Annotated in this window: 12 protein-coding genes; 4 read left to right on the top strand and 8 right to left on the bottom strand. The window is 56.9% G+C overall.

Going from position 1 to position 13,909, the window contains the following annotated elements:
- Positions 1-225: 225 nt before the first annotated feature.
- Positions 226-981: a peptidoglycan editing factor PgeF gene (pgeF, locus tag CFT65_RS17100; RefSeq protein ID WP_088829233.1), complete on the bottom strand. Its 756-nt coding sequence runs from the start codon at positions 979-981 to the stop codon at positions 226-228.
- Complete coding sequence (rluD, locus tag CFT65_RS17105; protein ID WP_088829234.1) at positions 971-1,948, bottom strand: 23S rRNA pseudouridine(1911/1915/1917) synthase RluD; 978 nt, start codon at positions 1,946-1,948, stop codon at positions 971-973. The genes pgeF and rluD overlap by 11 nt, the downstream gene beginning before the upstream one ends.
- Positions 1,949-2,081: 133 nt before the next feature.
- On the opposite strand from rluD, the gene CFT65_RS17110 reads away from it, so the two are divergent.
- Entirely contained in the window at positions 2,082-2,915 is an 834-nt protein-coding gene (locus CFT65_RS17110; RefSeq protein WP_088558065.1) for an outer membrane protein assembly factor BamD, read from the top strand.
- Positions 2,916-2,971: 56 nt separating this feature from the next.
- On the opposite strand, the gene CFT65_RS17115 is transcribed toward CFT65_RS17110, so the two are convergent.
- On the bottom strand, positions 2,972-4,642 hold the full coding sequence (locus tag CFT65_RS17115; protein WP_088829235.1) for an NAD+ synthase: 1,671 nt from the start codon (positions 4,640-4,642) through the stop codon (positions 2,972-2,974).
- Between the two features lie 93 nt (positions 4,643-4,735).
- Between CFT65_RS17115 and CFT65_RS17120 the strand changes: the two genes are divergently transcribed.
- The 3 genes from CFT65_RS17120 (at position 4,736) to CFT65_RS17130 (ending at position 8,499) form a co-directional block, all read left to right on the top strand.
- Entirely contained in the window at positions 4,736-6,391 is a 1,656-nt protein-coding gene (locus tag CFT65_RS17120; protein ID WP_088829236.1) for a sensor histidine kinase, read from the top strand.
- Positions 6,392-6,446: 55 nt separating this feature from the next.
- Entirely contained in the window at positions 6,447-7,829 is a 1,383-nt protein-coding gene (locus CFT65_RS17125; RefSeq protein ID WP_088829237.1) for a sigma-54-dependent transcriptional regulator, read from the top strand.
- Positions 7,830-7,938: 109 nt separating this feature from the next.
- Positions 7,939-8,499, top strand: coding sequence for a GspH/FimT family pseudopilin (locus CFT65_RS17130; protein ID WP_088829602.1), 561 nt, complete (start codon positions 7,939-7,941; stop codon positions 8,497-8,499).
- A 42-nt stretch (positions 8,500-8,541) separates the two neighbouring features.
- Here the strand turns inward: CFT65_RS17130 and CFT65_RS17135 are convergent, their stop codons facing one another.
- Genes CFT65_RS17135 through CFT65_RS17155 form a run of 5 tightly spaced genes read right to left on the bottom strand, consistent with a single transcriptional unit; the run spans position 8,542 to position 13,905 of the window.
- Positions 8,542-8,985: a type IV pilin protein gene (locus tag CFT65_RS17135; RefSeq protein WP_088829238.1), complete on the bottom strand. Its 444-nt coding sequence runs from the start codon at positions 8,983-8,985 to the stop codon at positions 8,542-8,544.
- A 13-nt stretch (positions 8,986-8,998) separates the two neighbouring features.
- A complete protein-coding gene (locus CFT65_RS17140) occupies positions 8,999-11,902 on the bottom strand; it encodes a PilC/PilY family type IV pilus protein (RefSeq protein ID WP_088829239.1) in 2,904 nt (967 codons plus the stop codon).
- Entirely contained in the window at positions 11,899-12,276 is a 378-nt protein-coding gene (locus tag CFT65_RS17145) for a hypothetical protein (protein ID WP_088829240.1), read from the bottom strand. Before CFT65_RS17145 ends, CFT65_RS17140 begins: the two co-directional genes overlap by 4 nt.
- Before the next feature lie 28 nt (positions 12,277-12,304).
- Positions 12,305-12,790, bottom strand: a complete 486-nt coding sequence (locus CFT65_RS17150; protein ID WP_088829241.1) for a pilus assembly PilX family protein — start codon at positions 12,788-12,790, stop codon at positions 12,305-12,307.
- 26 nt (positions 12,791-12,816) lie between these two features.
- Complete coding sequence (locus tag CFT65_RS17155) at positions 12,817-13,905, bottom strand: PilW family protein (protein ID WP_088829242.1); 1,089 nt, start codon at positions 13,903-13,905, stop codon at positions 12,817-12,819.
- Positions 13,906-13,909: the final 4 nt, after the last annotated feature.

A 13,909-nucleotide genomic window follows, 5' to 3' on the forward strand; every position in this document is an offset into this window, starting at 1 on the left:
GGACTTCAACCGGGGCTGCGGTGTATTCGTCAGTAAATTGACGGCCGTCAGGTTTCAGTTTGGTGCGAGCCTGCGTCGGGAATGATTCTCCAGAACACGCCGTGAATACCTCCATGTAGGCTTGGCTGCAGCATCCATGCTGCAGCCAGTTCTGAAGAATCATTCCCGCCCCAGGCCCAAACTTCAGAAATAGCGCAAAGATAACCGGTCAGTTGCCGATAATCTTTAATTTAGCCAGATCAAAGTTGCCATCCGCCCTGTCTGGCCATCCCTGCGGTACGAAAAAAACCGATCTGAATCCTTAACCGTACACAGGCCACCGCCAGTCACGCCGGAAACACCGAGATGATTTAGCCGCAAAGTGGCAAGGGCATAGATATCCGCCATGAAATGACCTGGCCGAGCGCCTTCGTTTTTGAAGGCGTGGGCCGCTTCTGGATCGTTCTTGACGAAGGCTTCGCGGACTTCCGGGCCGACCTCGAAGCGTTCTGGACCGATGGCTGGGCCAAGCCACGCTTTTAGGGTGTCAGGTGGAACGGCCATGTCGCTCACCAGATTCTCGATAACGCCGCCACACAGGCTTCGCCAGCCGCAGTGGGCAGCGCCGACGACGGTTCCTTCGCTATCGGCAAGGATAACGGGCAGGCAGTCGGCGGTGAGGATGGCGCAGGCGATGCCCGGGTGACGGGTGTAGCTGGCGTCAGCCCTGGCGGTTTGCCCAACGTTATTTGGGGTCAGTTCAACGACCTCGGTTCCGTGTACCTGATCGAGCCAGCCAATCCGGTCGCTATCCAGTCCGAGGGACTCGGCGAGTATTCGTCGATTCTCTTGCACGTGTTCTGGATTGTCTTCGACGTGACTACCGAGGTTAAGACTGCACCACGGTCGACCGCTGACGCCGCCGGCGCGAGTTGTGCTGATGGCCCGCACTCTATCGGGCGCCGGCCAGTCCGGTTTCAGGGCGTCGCCTTCAATAGTCACGGGTTTCCAGCTCCCGGGCGTGTTTGCGCAAGGCTTCGATCAACGCAACCATATCCTCAGGCATGGGCACCTCCCAGGTCAGGATCTCACCGGTTTCCGGATGTTCGAGGGTCAGTTGCCGGGCGTGGAGGGCCTGGCGGTTGAACGCAGAGAGGGCCTCTCGAAGCTCTTCGGTGGTTCCCTTGGGCAGCCTGAGCCGGCCGCCGTAGAGGGGGTCTCCGACCAGCGGGTGTTTTACATGGGCCATGTGAACCCGGATCTGATGGGTTCGGCCACTTTCCAGTTTGCAGCGAACGTGGGTGTGGGCGGCAAAACGCTCCACCAGACGATAATGGGTGACCGCCGGCTTGCCGGAGGCGACAACCGCCATCTTCTTGCGTTCCCGCGGGTGCCGACCGATGGGCGCGTCTACCGTTGCACCACCGGTGAGGGTCCCAACAACGACGGCCTCATACTCACGGCCCATGGTCCGTGTCTGGAGCTGATCAACCAGGGAAGTATGCGCTATCAGGCTGCGAGCAACGACCATGATGCCCGAGGTGTCTTTATCGAGGCGGTGTACGATACCCGCTCTCGGTAAATTCTCGACTTCCGGCGCGTAGTTCAACAGGGCGTTGACCAGGGTTCCATCGGCATGGCCGGCAGCCGGATGCACTACCAGGCCCGCAGGTTTGTTGATCACCAGCAAGTGCTCGTCCTGATAGACAATATCCAGGGAGATTTCCTCGGCCTGCCAACTCACCTGAGCTTCCGGCTCGGCATCCAGCGCCAGGCGATCGTCCAGCATTACTTTATCCCGAGGCTTCCGCACCTCACCATTGACCGTCAATGCGCCACTTTTGATCCAGGACTGCAGGCGGGAACGGGAGTGTTCGGGCATGAGTTCTGCAGCAGCCTGGTCAAGGCGCCGGTCACTCAATTCTGGCGGCACAACAAAGCTGGCAAGGATTCGTTTTTCAGATGTCATTAAGCCCCCAGGGCCTGTGTGTGTTACGTTTCGGTCAGGTTATTCGAAACAACGGGGATTGCTCTGCACATGGAGCCACTTCCCCGCTACAATAACTGCCCTTGAATTAATCGACATTATACGGGATTCCGGAATGAGATCAGGTCTTCGATTGCTGCTACTTTCCACACTGGTTGTTCTGGTCAGCGCCTGCGCCTCCAACAAGCAGGAGGAAGTGCTTCCGGAGAAGACCTACTATGAGAATGCCCGCCAGGCCATGACCTCTGGAAATTTCAACGAAGCAGAGCAGAACCTGGATGCCCTGGAAACCTACTATCCCTTTGGTCGCTACGCCGAACAGGCCCAGCTTGACCTGATTTATGCACGCTATCAAAACCTGGATCTTGAAGGCTCTCGTGCGGCCGCCGACCGGTTTCTGCGCCTGAACCCGCAAAGCGACCATGCGGACTATGCACTCTATATGCGAGGCCTGGCGTCCTATAACCTGGACATCGGGCTTGCCGCGCGCTACTTCCCGATTGACGTTGCGGCCAGGGACCCCGGCGAGCAGTTGCAGTCTTTCCGGGACTTTTCCGAGCTGTTGAACCGCTATCCGGACAGCCAGTACGTGGCAGATGCCCGTCAGCGAATGATCGCAGTGCGTAATCGCATGGCTGAGCTGGAGCTTTACGCGGCCCGTTATTACGTCAAACGCCAGGCCTATGTGGCGGCCAATAACCGGGCACGATACATCATCGAGAATTATCCGACGGCAACGGTTTCCGAAGAAGCCCTGATCATCCTGGCAGAAACCTTCCGCTTCCTCGAACTGAGAAAAGGTTCGCAGGACGCGATCGCCATGCTCCGCACCAACTTTCCGGAGAGTGAGGCGTTCAATGCCGACGGCGAGTTTGAGGTGGATCTGCTGAAGGGCGAAAACCGGTCACTGACGAACGTTGTGACCTTTGGACTGATGGGCGACGAGTAAACGCCGAAAAAGCTGAAATTGGGGTCAGACGAAAATTTCATCTGACCCCGACTCCCTTACTTACCGCTTTTCCAACCATTGGTGATCGGATAGCGCCGGTCTTTCCCGAACCCTCGCTCGGTAATTCGGACACCGATCGGCGCCTGTCTGCGTTTGTATTCGTTGATATCCACCAGACGAATAACCCGCTCAACGTCGACTCGCTCGAAACCCTCCGCAACGATCGCATCGGCACTGAAATCCCGCTCTACATAAAGATTCAGGATCTGATCCAGCACATCGTAGCCGGGCAGGCTGTCCTCGTCTTTCTGGTCCGGCGCCAGCTCCGCCGACGGCGGCCGGGTAATCACCCGCTCCGGGATCACCTCTCCCTCGGCAAACGTGTTGCGATATTTGGCCAAGCGGAATACCAGGGTTTTGGGTACATCCTTGAGCACGTCAAAACCACCGGCCATATCGCCATAAAGGGTTGAGTAGCCCACTGCCATCTCGCTCTTGTTTCCGGTGGTCAGAACCAGTGAACCGAACTTGTTGGACAGGGACATCAGCAAGACGCCGCGCAGTCGCGCCTGCAGGTTTTCCTCGGTTGTATCCGGCGTGGTGCCCTCAAAAGGCCCCGCCAGAGTTTCCATAAAGGCGTCGTACATGGGCTCAATGGAGAACACATCATACTGCACGCCCAAGGTGACAGCCTCAGCCTCGGCATCCTCAAGACTCATGCTGGAGGTGTAGCGGAACGGCATCATCACCGCCCGGACGCGATCCTTACCCAGCGCATCCACGGCAACCGCCAGAGTCACAGCCGAGTCGATACCGCCCGAGAGTCCCAGAACCACCGATTTGAACCCGTTCTTGTTGACGTAATCCCGAACACCCACCACCAGGGCATTATAGACATTGGCCTCCAACGACGGTTCTTCCGCCAGAGGCCGGGATACCGGCTGGCAATGATGTTCGCAGAGGAAGTCAACTGGATACAGGCCCTCCCCAAACTGCGGAGCCTCGGCTGTCAGCACACCCGAATGGTCGAACACCATGGAGCCACCATCAAAAACCAACTCGTCCTGGCCGCCGACCAGGTTCACGTAGACGATGCTGACCAGATTCTCCCTGGATTTACGCTCCAACAGGGCCTTGCGACGTGCCTGCTTGTCGATATCGTAGGGCGAGGCATTGAGATTCAGAATCAGGCGGGCACCTGCAGCAGCGCAGTCTTCCACCGGACCTTCTTTCCAGAGATCCTCGCACACGGTGATACCGACCGGGACGCCACGGATATCAAGTGTCAGAACCTCCCGGCCTTCGGCGAAGTACCGCTTCTCATCGAATACCTGGTAGTTGGGAGGAAAACGCTTGAAATAACGGCCGGTGATTTCTCCGCCGTCAATCACGACGGCTGAGTTATAAAGCAGCGCACCGTGACGCAGGGGGGCACCAATCACAATGGCAGGCTCCAGTTGTTCCGCCTGCAACCGTTCCAGCGCTTCGTTGACACGCACTTCGAGGCTCGGCCGTAACAGCAGATCTTCCGGCGGATAGCCTGTCAGGCAAAGCTCTGGAAAGATCACGATGTCCGCCTGATGCTCTGTTGATGCCCGCCGGGCAGCCTCCAGGACAAGCTCGGTATTGCCGGGTATATCTCCCACCAGAAAATCCAGCTGGGCCATTACCACCCGCAGTTTTCTGGCAGACACCCCGGTCGCTGCCTGGTTTCCGGACACGGACATAAATCGGCTCCTGTAACTCATTGCCATGAAAAGGCTATTATAACCCCGCAGAGGCGTGGATTTCTTCCGACCAACAGCGGATTCCTGTAAATCATGGCAGCAGATACACCAGCACACTCGGCCGGAACGGCCGGCCTGGCCCCTTCAACACCGTCTGGCGAGCAGCAGGCAAAACTGTTCAGGATCTATAACCACTACCGCCTGGTGGTGAGCTTGATGCTGGTGGCGCTGTTATTCGTGGACCCAATCAACTTTGATATGCGTTTCCGGCTTCTGGATTACTACCAGGCGGGTGTCTCCGCCTATCTTGGCCTGAACGCCTTTATCGCCCTGCTTCTGGTGGCCGGATTCCACCCGAGCCAACGCCACATTACGCTCTCGATCCTGCTGGACATCCTGATCATGCATGGCCTGCTGCTTGCCAGCACCGGCATTACCAATGGGCTGGCAAACCTGGTGATTGTGTCCGTGGCGGCGGGCAACATCCTGACGCCGAGCCGGATGGGGACCTTCTACGCGGCTCTGGCCGCCATCTGCTCCCTGGGAATCTCAGGCTGGGCGGTTCTGGCGCTGGATGAATCCGCCGACGATATTGTCCGGGCCGGCTCACTGGGCATCCTTTACTTTGCGGCCGCGTTCGTTCTGCAGAGCATCTCCCGTCGAATGATGCGCAGCGAGGCACTGGCCAGCAGCCGCGCCCGCAGCATTGCTGAACTGGAGCAGATCAATGAGCAGATCATCCAGCGCATGCGAACCGGCATTCTGGTACTGGACCGTTTCGGCCAGATCCGCGTTGCCAACGCTGCCGCCGAGGAACTTTTATACGGCGCACCTAAAACCTCGTTACCAATTAACCAGCGCGCAACCGTGTTGCCCAAGCCCCTCAAGCATGGCCTCGACGCATGGCTGAAGGACCCCACACAGCGAATTGAGCCGTTCCAACCTTCACCAACCTCCCCGCTAATTCAGGCCAGCTTTACCCAGCTGGACCAGGAACGGGGCGACCAGATTCTCGTGTTCATCGAGGACATGAGTAAAGTCACCCAGCAGGCCCAGCAGATGAAACTGGCGTCGCTGGGCCGACTCACGGCCGGCATAGCCCACGAGATTCGCAACCCGCTTGGCGCAATCAGCCACGCGGCCCAGCTCATGGAAGAAGCCCCCAACCTCGAGCCCGGAGACCGCCAGATGCTCGAGATCATCCGGCGCCATTCCCGCCGGGTGAATGGTATTATCGAGAATGTTCTGGATCTCTCCCGGCGCCGGGCCGCCGATGCGGATCTGATCGAAGTGGCACCCTGGCTACAGGAGTTCCGGGAAGACTTTCTGCAAACCCAGGATAAGGACTGTACTGCAGCCAACATCGTCCTGAAAATCGATCCGCAGCTGCCGTCCGCTCGATTCGACAAAAGCCAGATCGAGCAGGTGATGGTGAATCTTTGCGACAATGGTTTACGCTACAGTGAACAGTACTCGGGACAGCGAAAGATCGGAATACACGCCGGGGCAACTGAGGATGGCGAACGGGCCTATGTCGATGTGCGAGACCTGGGGCCCGGCATTGCACCGGAAAACAGAAACTCTGTGTTCGAACCGTTTTTTACCACAGACAAGACCGGAACCGGGCTCGGGCTTTATCTGGCCAGGGAACTGTGCGAGGCTAATCAGGCGCACCTTTCCCTGGTAGAAGATAACAAGCCCGGCTGCTGTTTTCGCATCACATTTGCACACCCGGGGCGAATGATCTGAGCCACGCTGGCGGATATCGGGCGTTTGAACAACGACATGGAACCGACAACACAAGATGACCACATACACAGCGCTGATCGTTGATGATGAACCGGACATCCGGGAGTTGCTTGAAATCACCCTTACCCGGATGGGCATAAAAACCTTCACCGCGCCCGACCTGACCAGTGCCCGGGCATTGCTGGAAAAGAACCCTATTCACCTTTGCCTCACTGACATGAACCTGCCGGACGGCAATGGCATCGAGCTGGTGCATTGGATGCAAAAGCATTCTCCAACCACGCCTGTCGCCGTGATCACAGCCTACGGCAATATGGATACCGCGATTGAATCGCTCAAAGCCGGCGCTTTTGATTTCGTGTCCAAGCCAGTCGAGCTCCCGCGACTAAGGGAACTGGTCAATAGTGCTCTCAAACTCTCGGAACCCAAGCCGGACGAAGAAGAAGCCGCTGATGAGCCAGGCCTGCTGCTCGGTAAATCGCCAGAGATCCGAAAACTCCGGAACCAGACCCGAAAACTGGCCCGAAGCCAGGCCCCCGTGTTTATCAGTGGCGAGTCTGGCAGTGGTAAAGAGCTGGTAGCTCGAATGATCCATCTTCAGGGACCTCGTCGCGAAGGACCATTCATCGCGGTAAACTGCGGTGCGATTCCCTCGGAACTGATGGAAAGCGAATTCTTCGGCCACAAGAAAGGCAGCTTTACCGGGGCCGTGGAAAACAAGGACGGCCTGTTCCGCTCTGCCAACGGCGGCACCCTGTTCCTTGATGAAGTGGCAGACCTACCCCTGGCCATGCAGGTGAAACTGCTCCGCGCCATACAGGAAAAAGCCGTTCGGCCGGTTGGCGACACCAAGGAAGTGCCCGTCGACATCCGGGTACTGAGCGCCACCCACAAGAACCTGCCGGAACTGGTGCAGGAAGGCAATTTCCGCCAGGATCTGTTCTACCGCATCAACGTAATTGAACTGGCCGTGCCGCCGTTAAGGGAGCGGCAGGACGACATTCCCCTGCTCTCGAACCATATTCTTGAACGGATTGCGAAAGAGTATGAGTGCGCCCCTGCCTCGTTAACGCCTGGAGCCGTGGAACGGCTCCGAGATTACGACTTCCCCGGCAATGTTCGGGAGCTGGAAAACGTTTTGGAACGGGCTTTTACCCTGTGTGATGCCGATCAGATTGACGCTGAGGATCTTCACCTCGGGAATGGAGTGCAACATGCCGCATCAGCCTCACAGATTATTGCCGAGGGCCAGGCCGGCGAAGGAGCGGCTGTGCCCGATGGCGAAATCGATCTGGAAGGATACCTGGAGAAGATTGAACGGCAGGCGATTGAGAAGGCGCTGGAAGCTACGCGATGGAACAAGACGGCGGCGGCGAAACGTTTGGGGATCAGTTTTCGGGCATTGCGGTATCGGTTGAAGAAGCTGGGGATGGAATAAACACTGCACAGCAACGGGTTTTGTAAGCAGCAACAGAAAAATCGGTTACAATGACCCTGTATCTGGTAGGACGCCAGACCGAATAATCAACGCAAACAAGGAATGTTTCATGCCCACGACCAAAAGCCTGGCAGGCTTCACCCTTATTGAACTTGTTATTACCCTCCTGATCCTCGCCATTGCCATTGGCTTCACCACACACAGCTGGAGCTGGTGGGCCAGCAAAAGCAGACATCGCGCCATCTTGGAGAATTACCATGGATTATTTGCTTACGCGCGATGGACAGCGGCCAGTCAGGACACTCTGATCACCATTTGTCCGCTTTCGGCAAAAAATATATGTATCGATGATTGGACACAGCCGGTGTCCGTTTTCCTGGACTCGGACAATAATAAAACGCCGGATGCCGGGTCGGTGTTGCGCTTGTTTCGGCCTAATCTGGGAACCTATAGCCTCAGATCACGCACGGCGGGGCGGGGATACTTTCAGTTCAATAGCAAGGGCATGACCCACGGTGCGATGGGGAGCCTGGTTCTATGCCCCGGCAATCCCTCGGAAGGAACCATGAGCTACATGCCTGTAAACATAGCCGGGCGTTTTCGTGCGGAGCATGATCGAGACCGTGACGGCAACATAAAACTACCTTGGGGGGACAAGATCTCCTGCTAGCCAGCAGCAATGGATGCCGGCCATTCAGGGCCGGCTTTTATCCTAATCCTGCCAGTCGTTCTCGCCGGCATCGAAACCACCATCGGCGCTCTCATCCCAGCGCCTTGCGCCTGTTGAATCCAGCTCAAGAATCCCGTTGCCGGCCTGAATGCTCTTGGGGGTGGCCCTCAGAGTATAGGTTGAGTCCGTTGCAGCCGTGATTGTCAGATCATAGAACTTGTCGTTGCCTTCAAGGGGCGTCTCGTCAGGAAAAATACCGGGGCTTCCGGTATCGCCGCCGCCATCGGCAGCGCCTTCATAGGTGTTGGAAGAGGCATAGTGCCTCTCCATGGCAGCGGCCAGTTCCATCAGTGCTCCCTGGGCATCTGAACGGCGTGTGCGCTCCGCGTATTCCACATAGCTGGGATATGAAATGGCCGCGATCACTCCCACGATTGCCACAACAATCAGAAGCTCCAGCAGGGTAAAGCCCTCATGCCTCCTCATACTTATCAATCCCTTAATCCTCATACCAGTAGGTTTCTACAACACCCTGTGTCGACTCTACGGTCCTACAGTCCGTACCCACACAGATGACATCGGTATCGTCCACCCTCATCCGCTGCGGATTGGAAGGCAAGGGAACATCAAGCTCGACATAGCGATCTGGACGGGTCAGAGCGTCATCACCCTTGCCATCCAAGGTGTAATAGTTCCTGACCGCACGGCCGTCCAGCGCCGAAATGTGATAAAGTCGAGATGTGCCCGTCGGCGGCAGGCAAGGGTCAGAGCTTGCTTTTGGCTCATAGGTGGTGATGTACACCTCATTGTTAACGGTCACACTCTCCGACAACACTTTCTCACCCGCATTGTTGTTCAGCTTGATGAACCAGCCGTTGGCGTCGGCCAAGTTCTGGGAAGCTTCGGCCCGCTCAGTGGCATTGCCCTGCTGAATAAGGTTTTCGGTCGCGTCGTACAGATCCGATTCGGTAATGGTCTTGTACAGCACCCTGGATTCCGTCGCATCGTCGGGATCGATAGGTGCGGAACTGACCGCCTTGATCTTCAACATATATATCCGATCGTCGATGGTGGTATCCAGCGGGTGGGCCTGGAAGCCCGAACCAATCGACAACCCGAGGTAACGGGCACCGCCGATCTTCACGCCGAAAATATCCGGGGAATGGTAGAATCGGCGATTGCTCTCGGCAGTGGATCCGGCTAGGTCGGCAATACGACCGCCGGTGACAAGATCACTCAGCTTGGAAGAGTTATTAACATCAAACCGGAAGATCTGGCCGCCCATGTCACCCACATAAACTTGGTCCACCAAACCATCGCCATTTACGTCAATCACTTTCGGCGATGCCGGGATGCTGTACTGCATTTCTGACAGTACCATGTCCGCTGAGCTGCCTGTGGGGCCGGCCCACCAGAGAAGGTCCCCGGTCTCGGCATCGACAATGTACAGGGCCCTGCCCTGATCATCGGCAGTCCGCACGGTTACGTCATCCTGATCCGGGTCGTAGCCGCCACCAAACACCAACACATCGTAGACTGTCTTGTTGATGCTGATCTTTGTTTTTGCCGGTTTGGACCAGGTCTGTCCCAGCTCCTCAAAATCGTCACCGGAAATACCCCCGGTAATCTGCCACAGCAGACTGGGGGAAGAACGATCTGTGGCGTCCAGACCGTAATAGCTCCTGCCCCCCCGACGCATACCTGAATAGATATAGGCGAAGTCACTATCCGACGCCTTGATGGCGCCATCGGAGTTATCATCATGGACCCAACTGACCACGGTGCCGTCCATGCCGTATTCCTTAGGTGAATCGATGGTACTGTTCATCATGGCGGGCTGCTTTGCTAACAGCTCCTTGGGGATGAACGCAAAGTCGCTCTCGCCAGTATCACCGTCCACCGCATGGATATAACCCTGATTGTCGCCATAGAAAATGGTGATGTCCTGATTATCAACGGTGGTTCCATCGTAGATAACTAGCTGGGGCACGGAGTGCAGGGGATCCGCGAGCAGTTTCCTCGCGTCAGTGGTCTCCTGATCACCGTCCTCGTCGTTGACATCCACTCCACGGGTCCACTGGATGAGCTTACTGAACTCGTCATCGGACATGGCGGCATCGCCGAACAATGCCTTTGTCAGGTTGTTGTTGTTTTCGGTAACGGCGTTGGACGCATGGGACAAATCGGCCTTGTTGGCAGACAGATTCGAGAAAACCTTCCTGTCTGCCGTGACATCAGGCAGTTGTGAAGCCGCGCCCCCGAGCTGTACATTTGGTCCATCCGCCGTCGGACTCCACCAGCTCTGGGCGGTGTCTTTGAAGAAACCGGTCGCCTGGTCAATGGCTGCGTTGCCATTCTCATCTACGATAACCGCTTCAGGCTTCCCTGTCTGGGCATCGGTCTGGATTTCCAGTTTATACCGCTTCAGGTTGCCGTTCCAGATGGCCCCTTTAGCAGACTGGAAAAGCGCATAGTAGAGCGTGTTTAGGTGATTCAAGCGGTCAAAGGTGTTCACCGCGATGCCAGGAGCCACATAAGTCGTGGACCTGGCGTTTACTTCATCGAAAACCCGCGTCAGCGCGCTAGTCAGCTGGGTGGCATTATCAGCGAGCAGATATTCTCCGCCCCCCTTGGATGCGGTGTCTTCCAGCAGATCTTGGTCGGTCCTGAAGCCGATGGTAAAGGTTGCAACTTTCTGCCTCCCCGGGAAATCACCATTGGCATCCCGAGCCTCAGGGATCATATCTCCCGTCCACATAAATTCGGCGATTTCATCAAGGCAGTTTCCTACGCAGTTATCCACCACTTCTTCAAAATCGTCTTCGTGGTTCGTATCTTGGGTCGGCTGACCGTCCGTCAGTACCATTGCGTAGTTCGGCTGACAGGAATACTTAATCGGGCTCTCGAAAACCTCTGAGTCAGTCGAGGACACGATACCCCCAACCTGAGCGCCGTCCTCATCCGTGCTTCGGAGGAACACATCCTCACCTTGGTAATAGCGCATCGCCTCGAAGAGGCTCTCCGCGAGTGGCGTGTTACCGCCATCCCCCAGACCATCAATCTTACTAACAAGTGACTCCCGCTGGGTGTCGATATCGGCCACCGGTGCCTTGAAATAGGCGCCTTCATTGCCACCAAAAACCATCAGCCCAACATTCACATCCTCCAGGTCGTTCACCAGATCTATGGCCGCCTGTTTCATAACATTCAATCGGGTATCGCCGTCAACATCTCGTGTACCCATACTCCCTGAGGTATCCAGGATCAGCATCACGTTCGGTTTCACCACCTTCTCGGCGTCGGTGAAAAAGATCTCGGTATCGTCACCCAGCGCTGCGGTGCCCGCCATAGAGAAGTAGGCGGCAGACAGCACGGTGGTCATAATCCGGCCATAGTTTTTCATTGCGCTACCCTCTCTCCGCCACGTTCAATCCAGAAATCCACTTTCTCAATCATCCCGCTTTGCGAGTCGATCACCAGGGTGCCTGATCCACCGCTGAGCCCTGGGATGGCTGCCCCGGACACCGGTCGACCACCCCGGGACACAACCAGATCCCTGGCAGGCAGATAACTGCTCTTCATGCAGTTCTGGCATGCCTCCACCCGTACCTGAACAACGTCTCCGGAGCTTCCGGTGACCAGTTCCACCATACCCGCTTCAGCAGCGACAACGTCGCCGTCAAGCATGGAGCGGGGTTCCGCTGCGTTTACCGCAGCACTGAAGACCACCAGGCAGGGCAAGGCAACCAACAGTTTCCACGTGCGTTTTGAAATCATGCTTATCTCCCTCCCATTCAGATGGGACTCAGTAATACTCAATACCCTTGAAAACACGGGACTCTGCACCGGTGTTCGCCATGGTGGCTTCGCCAATCAGCTCATACCGATAGCCCTTGAGCTGGCTGGAGCTCTCATCCGCGTTCATTGAACTGCCGCTTGTAATGATGATTTCCCCCAGGTACCGGGCCTGGTAGCTGCCCGAAATGCCATTGCCCGAATCCAGGGTGGTGACAGTCACCACGCTGGACTCACCACTCGCGTTCTGCATCGATTCCCGGAGCAGGCTCAGGTCATTGGCATAGAGCTGGTTGGTCAGGGCACTCAACGTACTTTCCGCAGCCTGGAAGGCCCGGTTGGAGTTCTGGGAGTTCACCGCCATGCGCTCCTGCATGACCGAGGTATTCATACCTGCCACGCCAATCAGGGTCAGCACCAATAGTACGATCAGGCTTACGATGAGCGCTGCACCGCGCTGCCTCGCCGCACACCCGGGTTGTAGGGATCTGTTCATATCGGGTTACCTTCGTCGGTTCAGTCTCAATCTCGATTACGCAGCATCACGGTGGAAATAAAGGCCCGGCGCAGTCGCTGGTCCTCCGGGTGGGTCACTGCCCCGGCGCTGGCGCCACTCGTCCGCACAACGGTTTCTCCCGGCAGGTCATAGGACGCGGTATCATCGTTCTGTCGGGAGCCGTCTGCGTCACTGATCAGCATGCCCAGGCGGATGGCCATCACACTGGCCATGTCACCCACGTTGTCCGCCGTGGTGTAGCGGATATTGTTGGTCGCCAGCAGTTCGCCGTATTCGATCTGGAGACTCTCGACGCCCTCAACGATCTCCTGCGGGGCTGAAAAAGAGCCATCCAGCGGCAGGTTCTGACGGTACAACGCGAAAATGTCATTGCCCTGGTTATCGTCCCGCCCGGTATCAGCCACAAAATAGGTGCTCGCACTGAAACGCATGATCCGTGCGTCATCTGTGTAAGCCTGGCTCAACCGGTTGGTGGTGTTGACGTTGTTGGCATGGGCCCAAGTGCCCGAAGACGGGGTACTGGAAATCCGAAACAGATCCGCTGCCTCACAGTCCGAAATCAGCACCAGATCGCTCTGGGCAAACCGAGCCACATCATCACCCTGAACCTGGACATTAGCATTGTCTGCAGACATGTTCCCCGTGAGTTCGATCTCCATGGTCTCACCGCGTTGCACGGCAATGACATCACTGCCGATGACGGCATCGCTCTCAATCGCGGTGCCGTCGAACTCGGTGCCGTTGGCCCAGGTATCACTGGTGACTTCCCAGCCCCGCAGAGTCGTCTCGAAGAAATCGGCGGTCGGCGGATTGTTGGCAATCACGTTCATGGTCACATCATCCGGATCGGCACATCCCTGGAAGCCCACCATCCGCAGATCCCGAGCCATGATGTCGGTCGCAATCCGTCCGGTTTCCTGGATCCGGGCCAGCGACGTGGCCAGGCGCGAGGTCTGGCTTGAATCCATGTATACCGTGAAGATCCCCAGAATGAGCGTGGCGCTCAGAGCCAGGGCGATGATCAGTTCGACCAGGGACAAACCCTGCTGCCCGCATGCCCGCCCAAGGGATCGCTTAGTTTCCGCAATAGTCATTGAC

Origin of the sequence: Marinobacter sp. es.048, from assembly GCF_900188435.1 — a bacterium.
In the GTDB taxonomy this organism is placed as follows: Bacteria; Pseudomonadota; Gammaproteobacteria; order Pseudomonadales; family Oleiphilaceae; genus Marinobacter.

What these genes read in the sequence shown, in the direction of transcription:
- CFT65_RS17155 (WP_088829242.1), bottom strand. Translation starts at nt 13,905, where the DNA reads ATGACTATTGCGGAAACTAAGCGATCCCTTGGGCGGGCATGCGGGCAG.
- CFT65_RS17115 (WP_088829235.1), bottom strand. Translation starts at nt 4,642, where the DNA reads ATGTCCGTGTCCGGAAACCAGGCAGCGACCGGGGTGTCTGCCAGAAAA.
- CFT65_RS17130 (WP_088829602.1), top strand. Translation starts at nt 7,939, where the DNA reads ATGCCCACGACCAAAAGCCTGGCAGGCTTCACCCTTATTGAACTTGTT.
- CFT65_RS17125 (WP_088829237.1), top strand. Translation starts at nt 6,447, where the DNA reads ATGACCACATACACAGCGCTGATCGTTGATGATGAACCGGACATCCGG.
- CFT65_RS17135 (WP_088829238.1), bottom strand. Translation starts at nt 8,985, where the DNA reads ATGAGGAGGCATGAGGGCTTTACCCTGCTGGAGCTTCTGATTGTTGTG.
- CFT65_RS17140 (WP_088829239.1), bottom strand. Translation starts at nt 11,902, where the DNA reads ATGAAAAACTATGGCCGGATTATGACCACCGTGCTGTCTGCCGCCTAC.
- rluD (WP_088829234.1), bottom strand. Translation starts at nt 1,948, where the DNA reads ATGACATCTGAAAAACGAATCCTTGCCAGCTTTGTTGTGCCGCCAGAA.
- CFT65_RS17120 (WP_088829236.1), top strand. Translation starts at nt 4,736, where the DNA reads ATGGCAGCAGATACACCAGCACACTCGGCCGGAACGGCCGGCCTGGCC.
- CFT65_RS17145 (WP_088829240.1), bottom strand. Translation starts at nt 12,276, where the DNA reads ATGATTTCAAAACGCACGTGGAAACTGTTGGTTGCCTTGCCCTGCCTG.
- CFT65_RS17150 (WP_088829241.1), bottom strand. Translation starts at nt 12,790, where the DNA reads ATGAACAGATCCCTACAACCCGGGTGTGCGGCGAGGCAGCGCGGTGCA.
- CFT65_RS17110 (WP_088558065.1), top strand. Translation starts at nt 2,082, where the DNA reads ATGAGATCAGGTCTTCGATTGCTGCTACTTTCCACACTGGTTGTTCTG.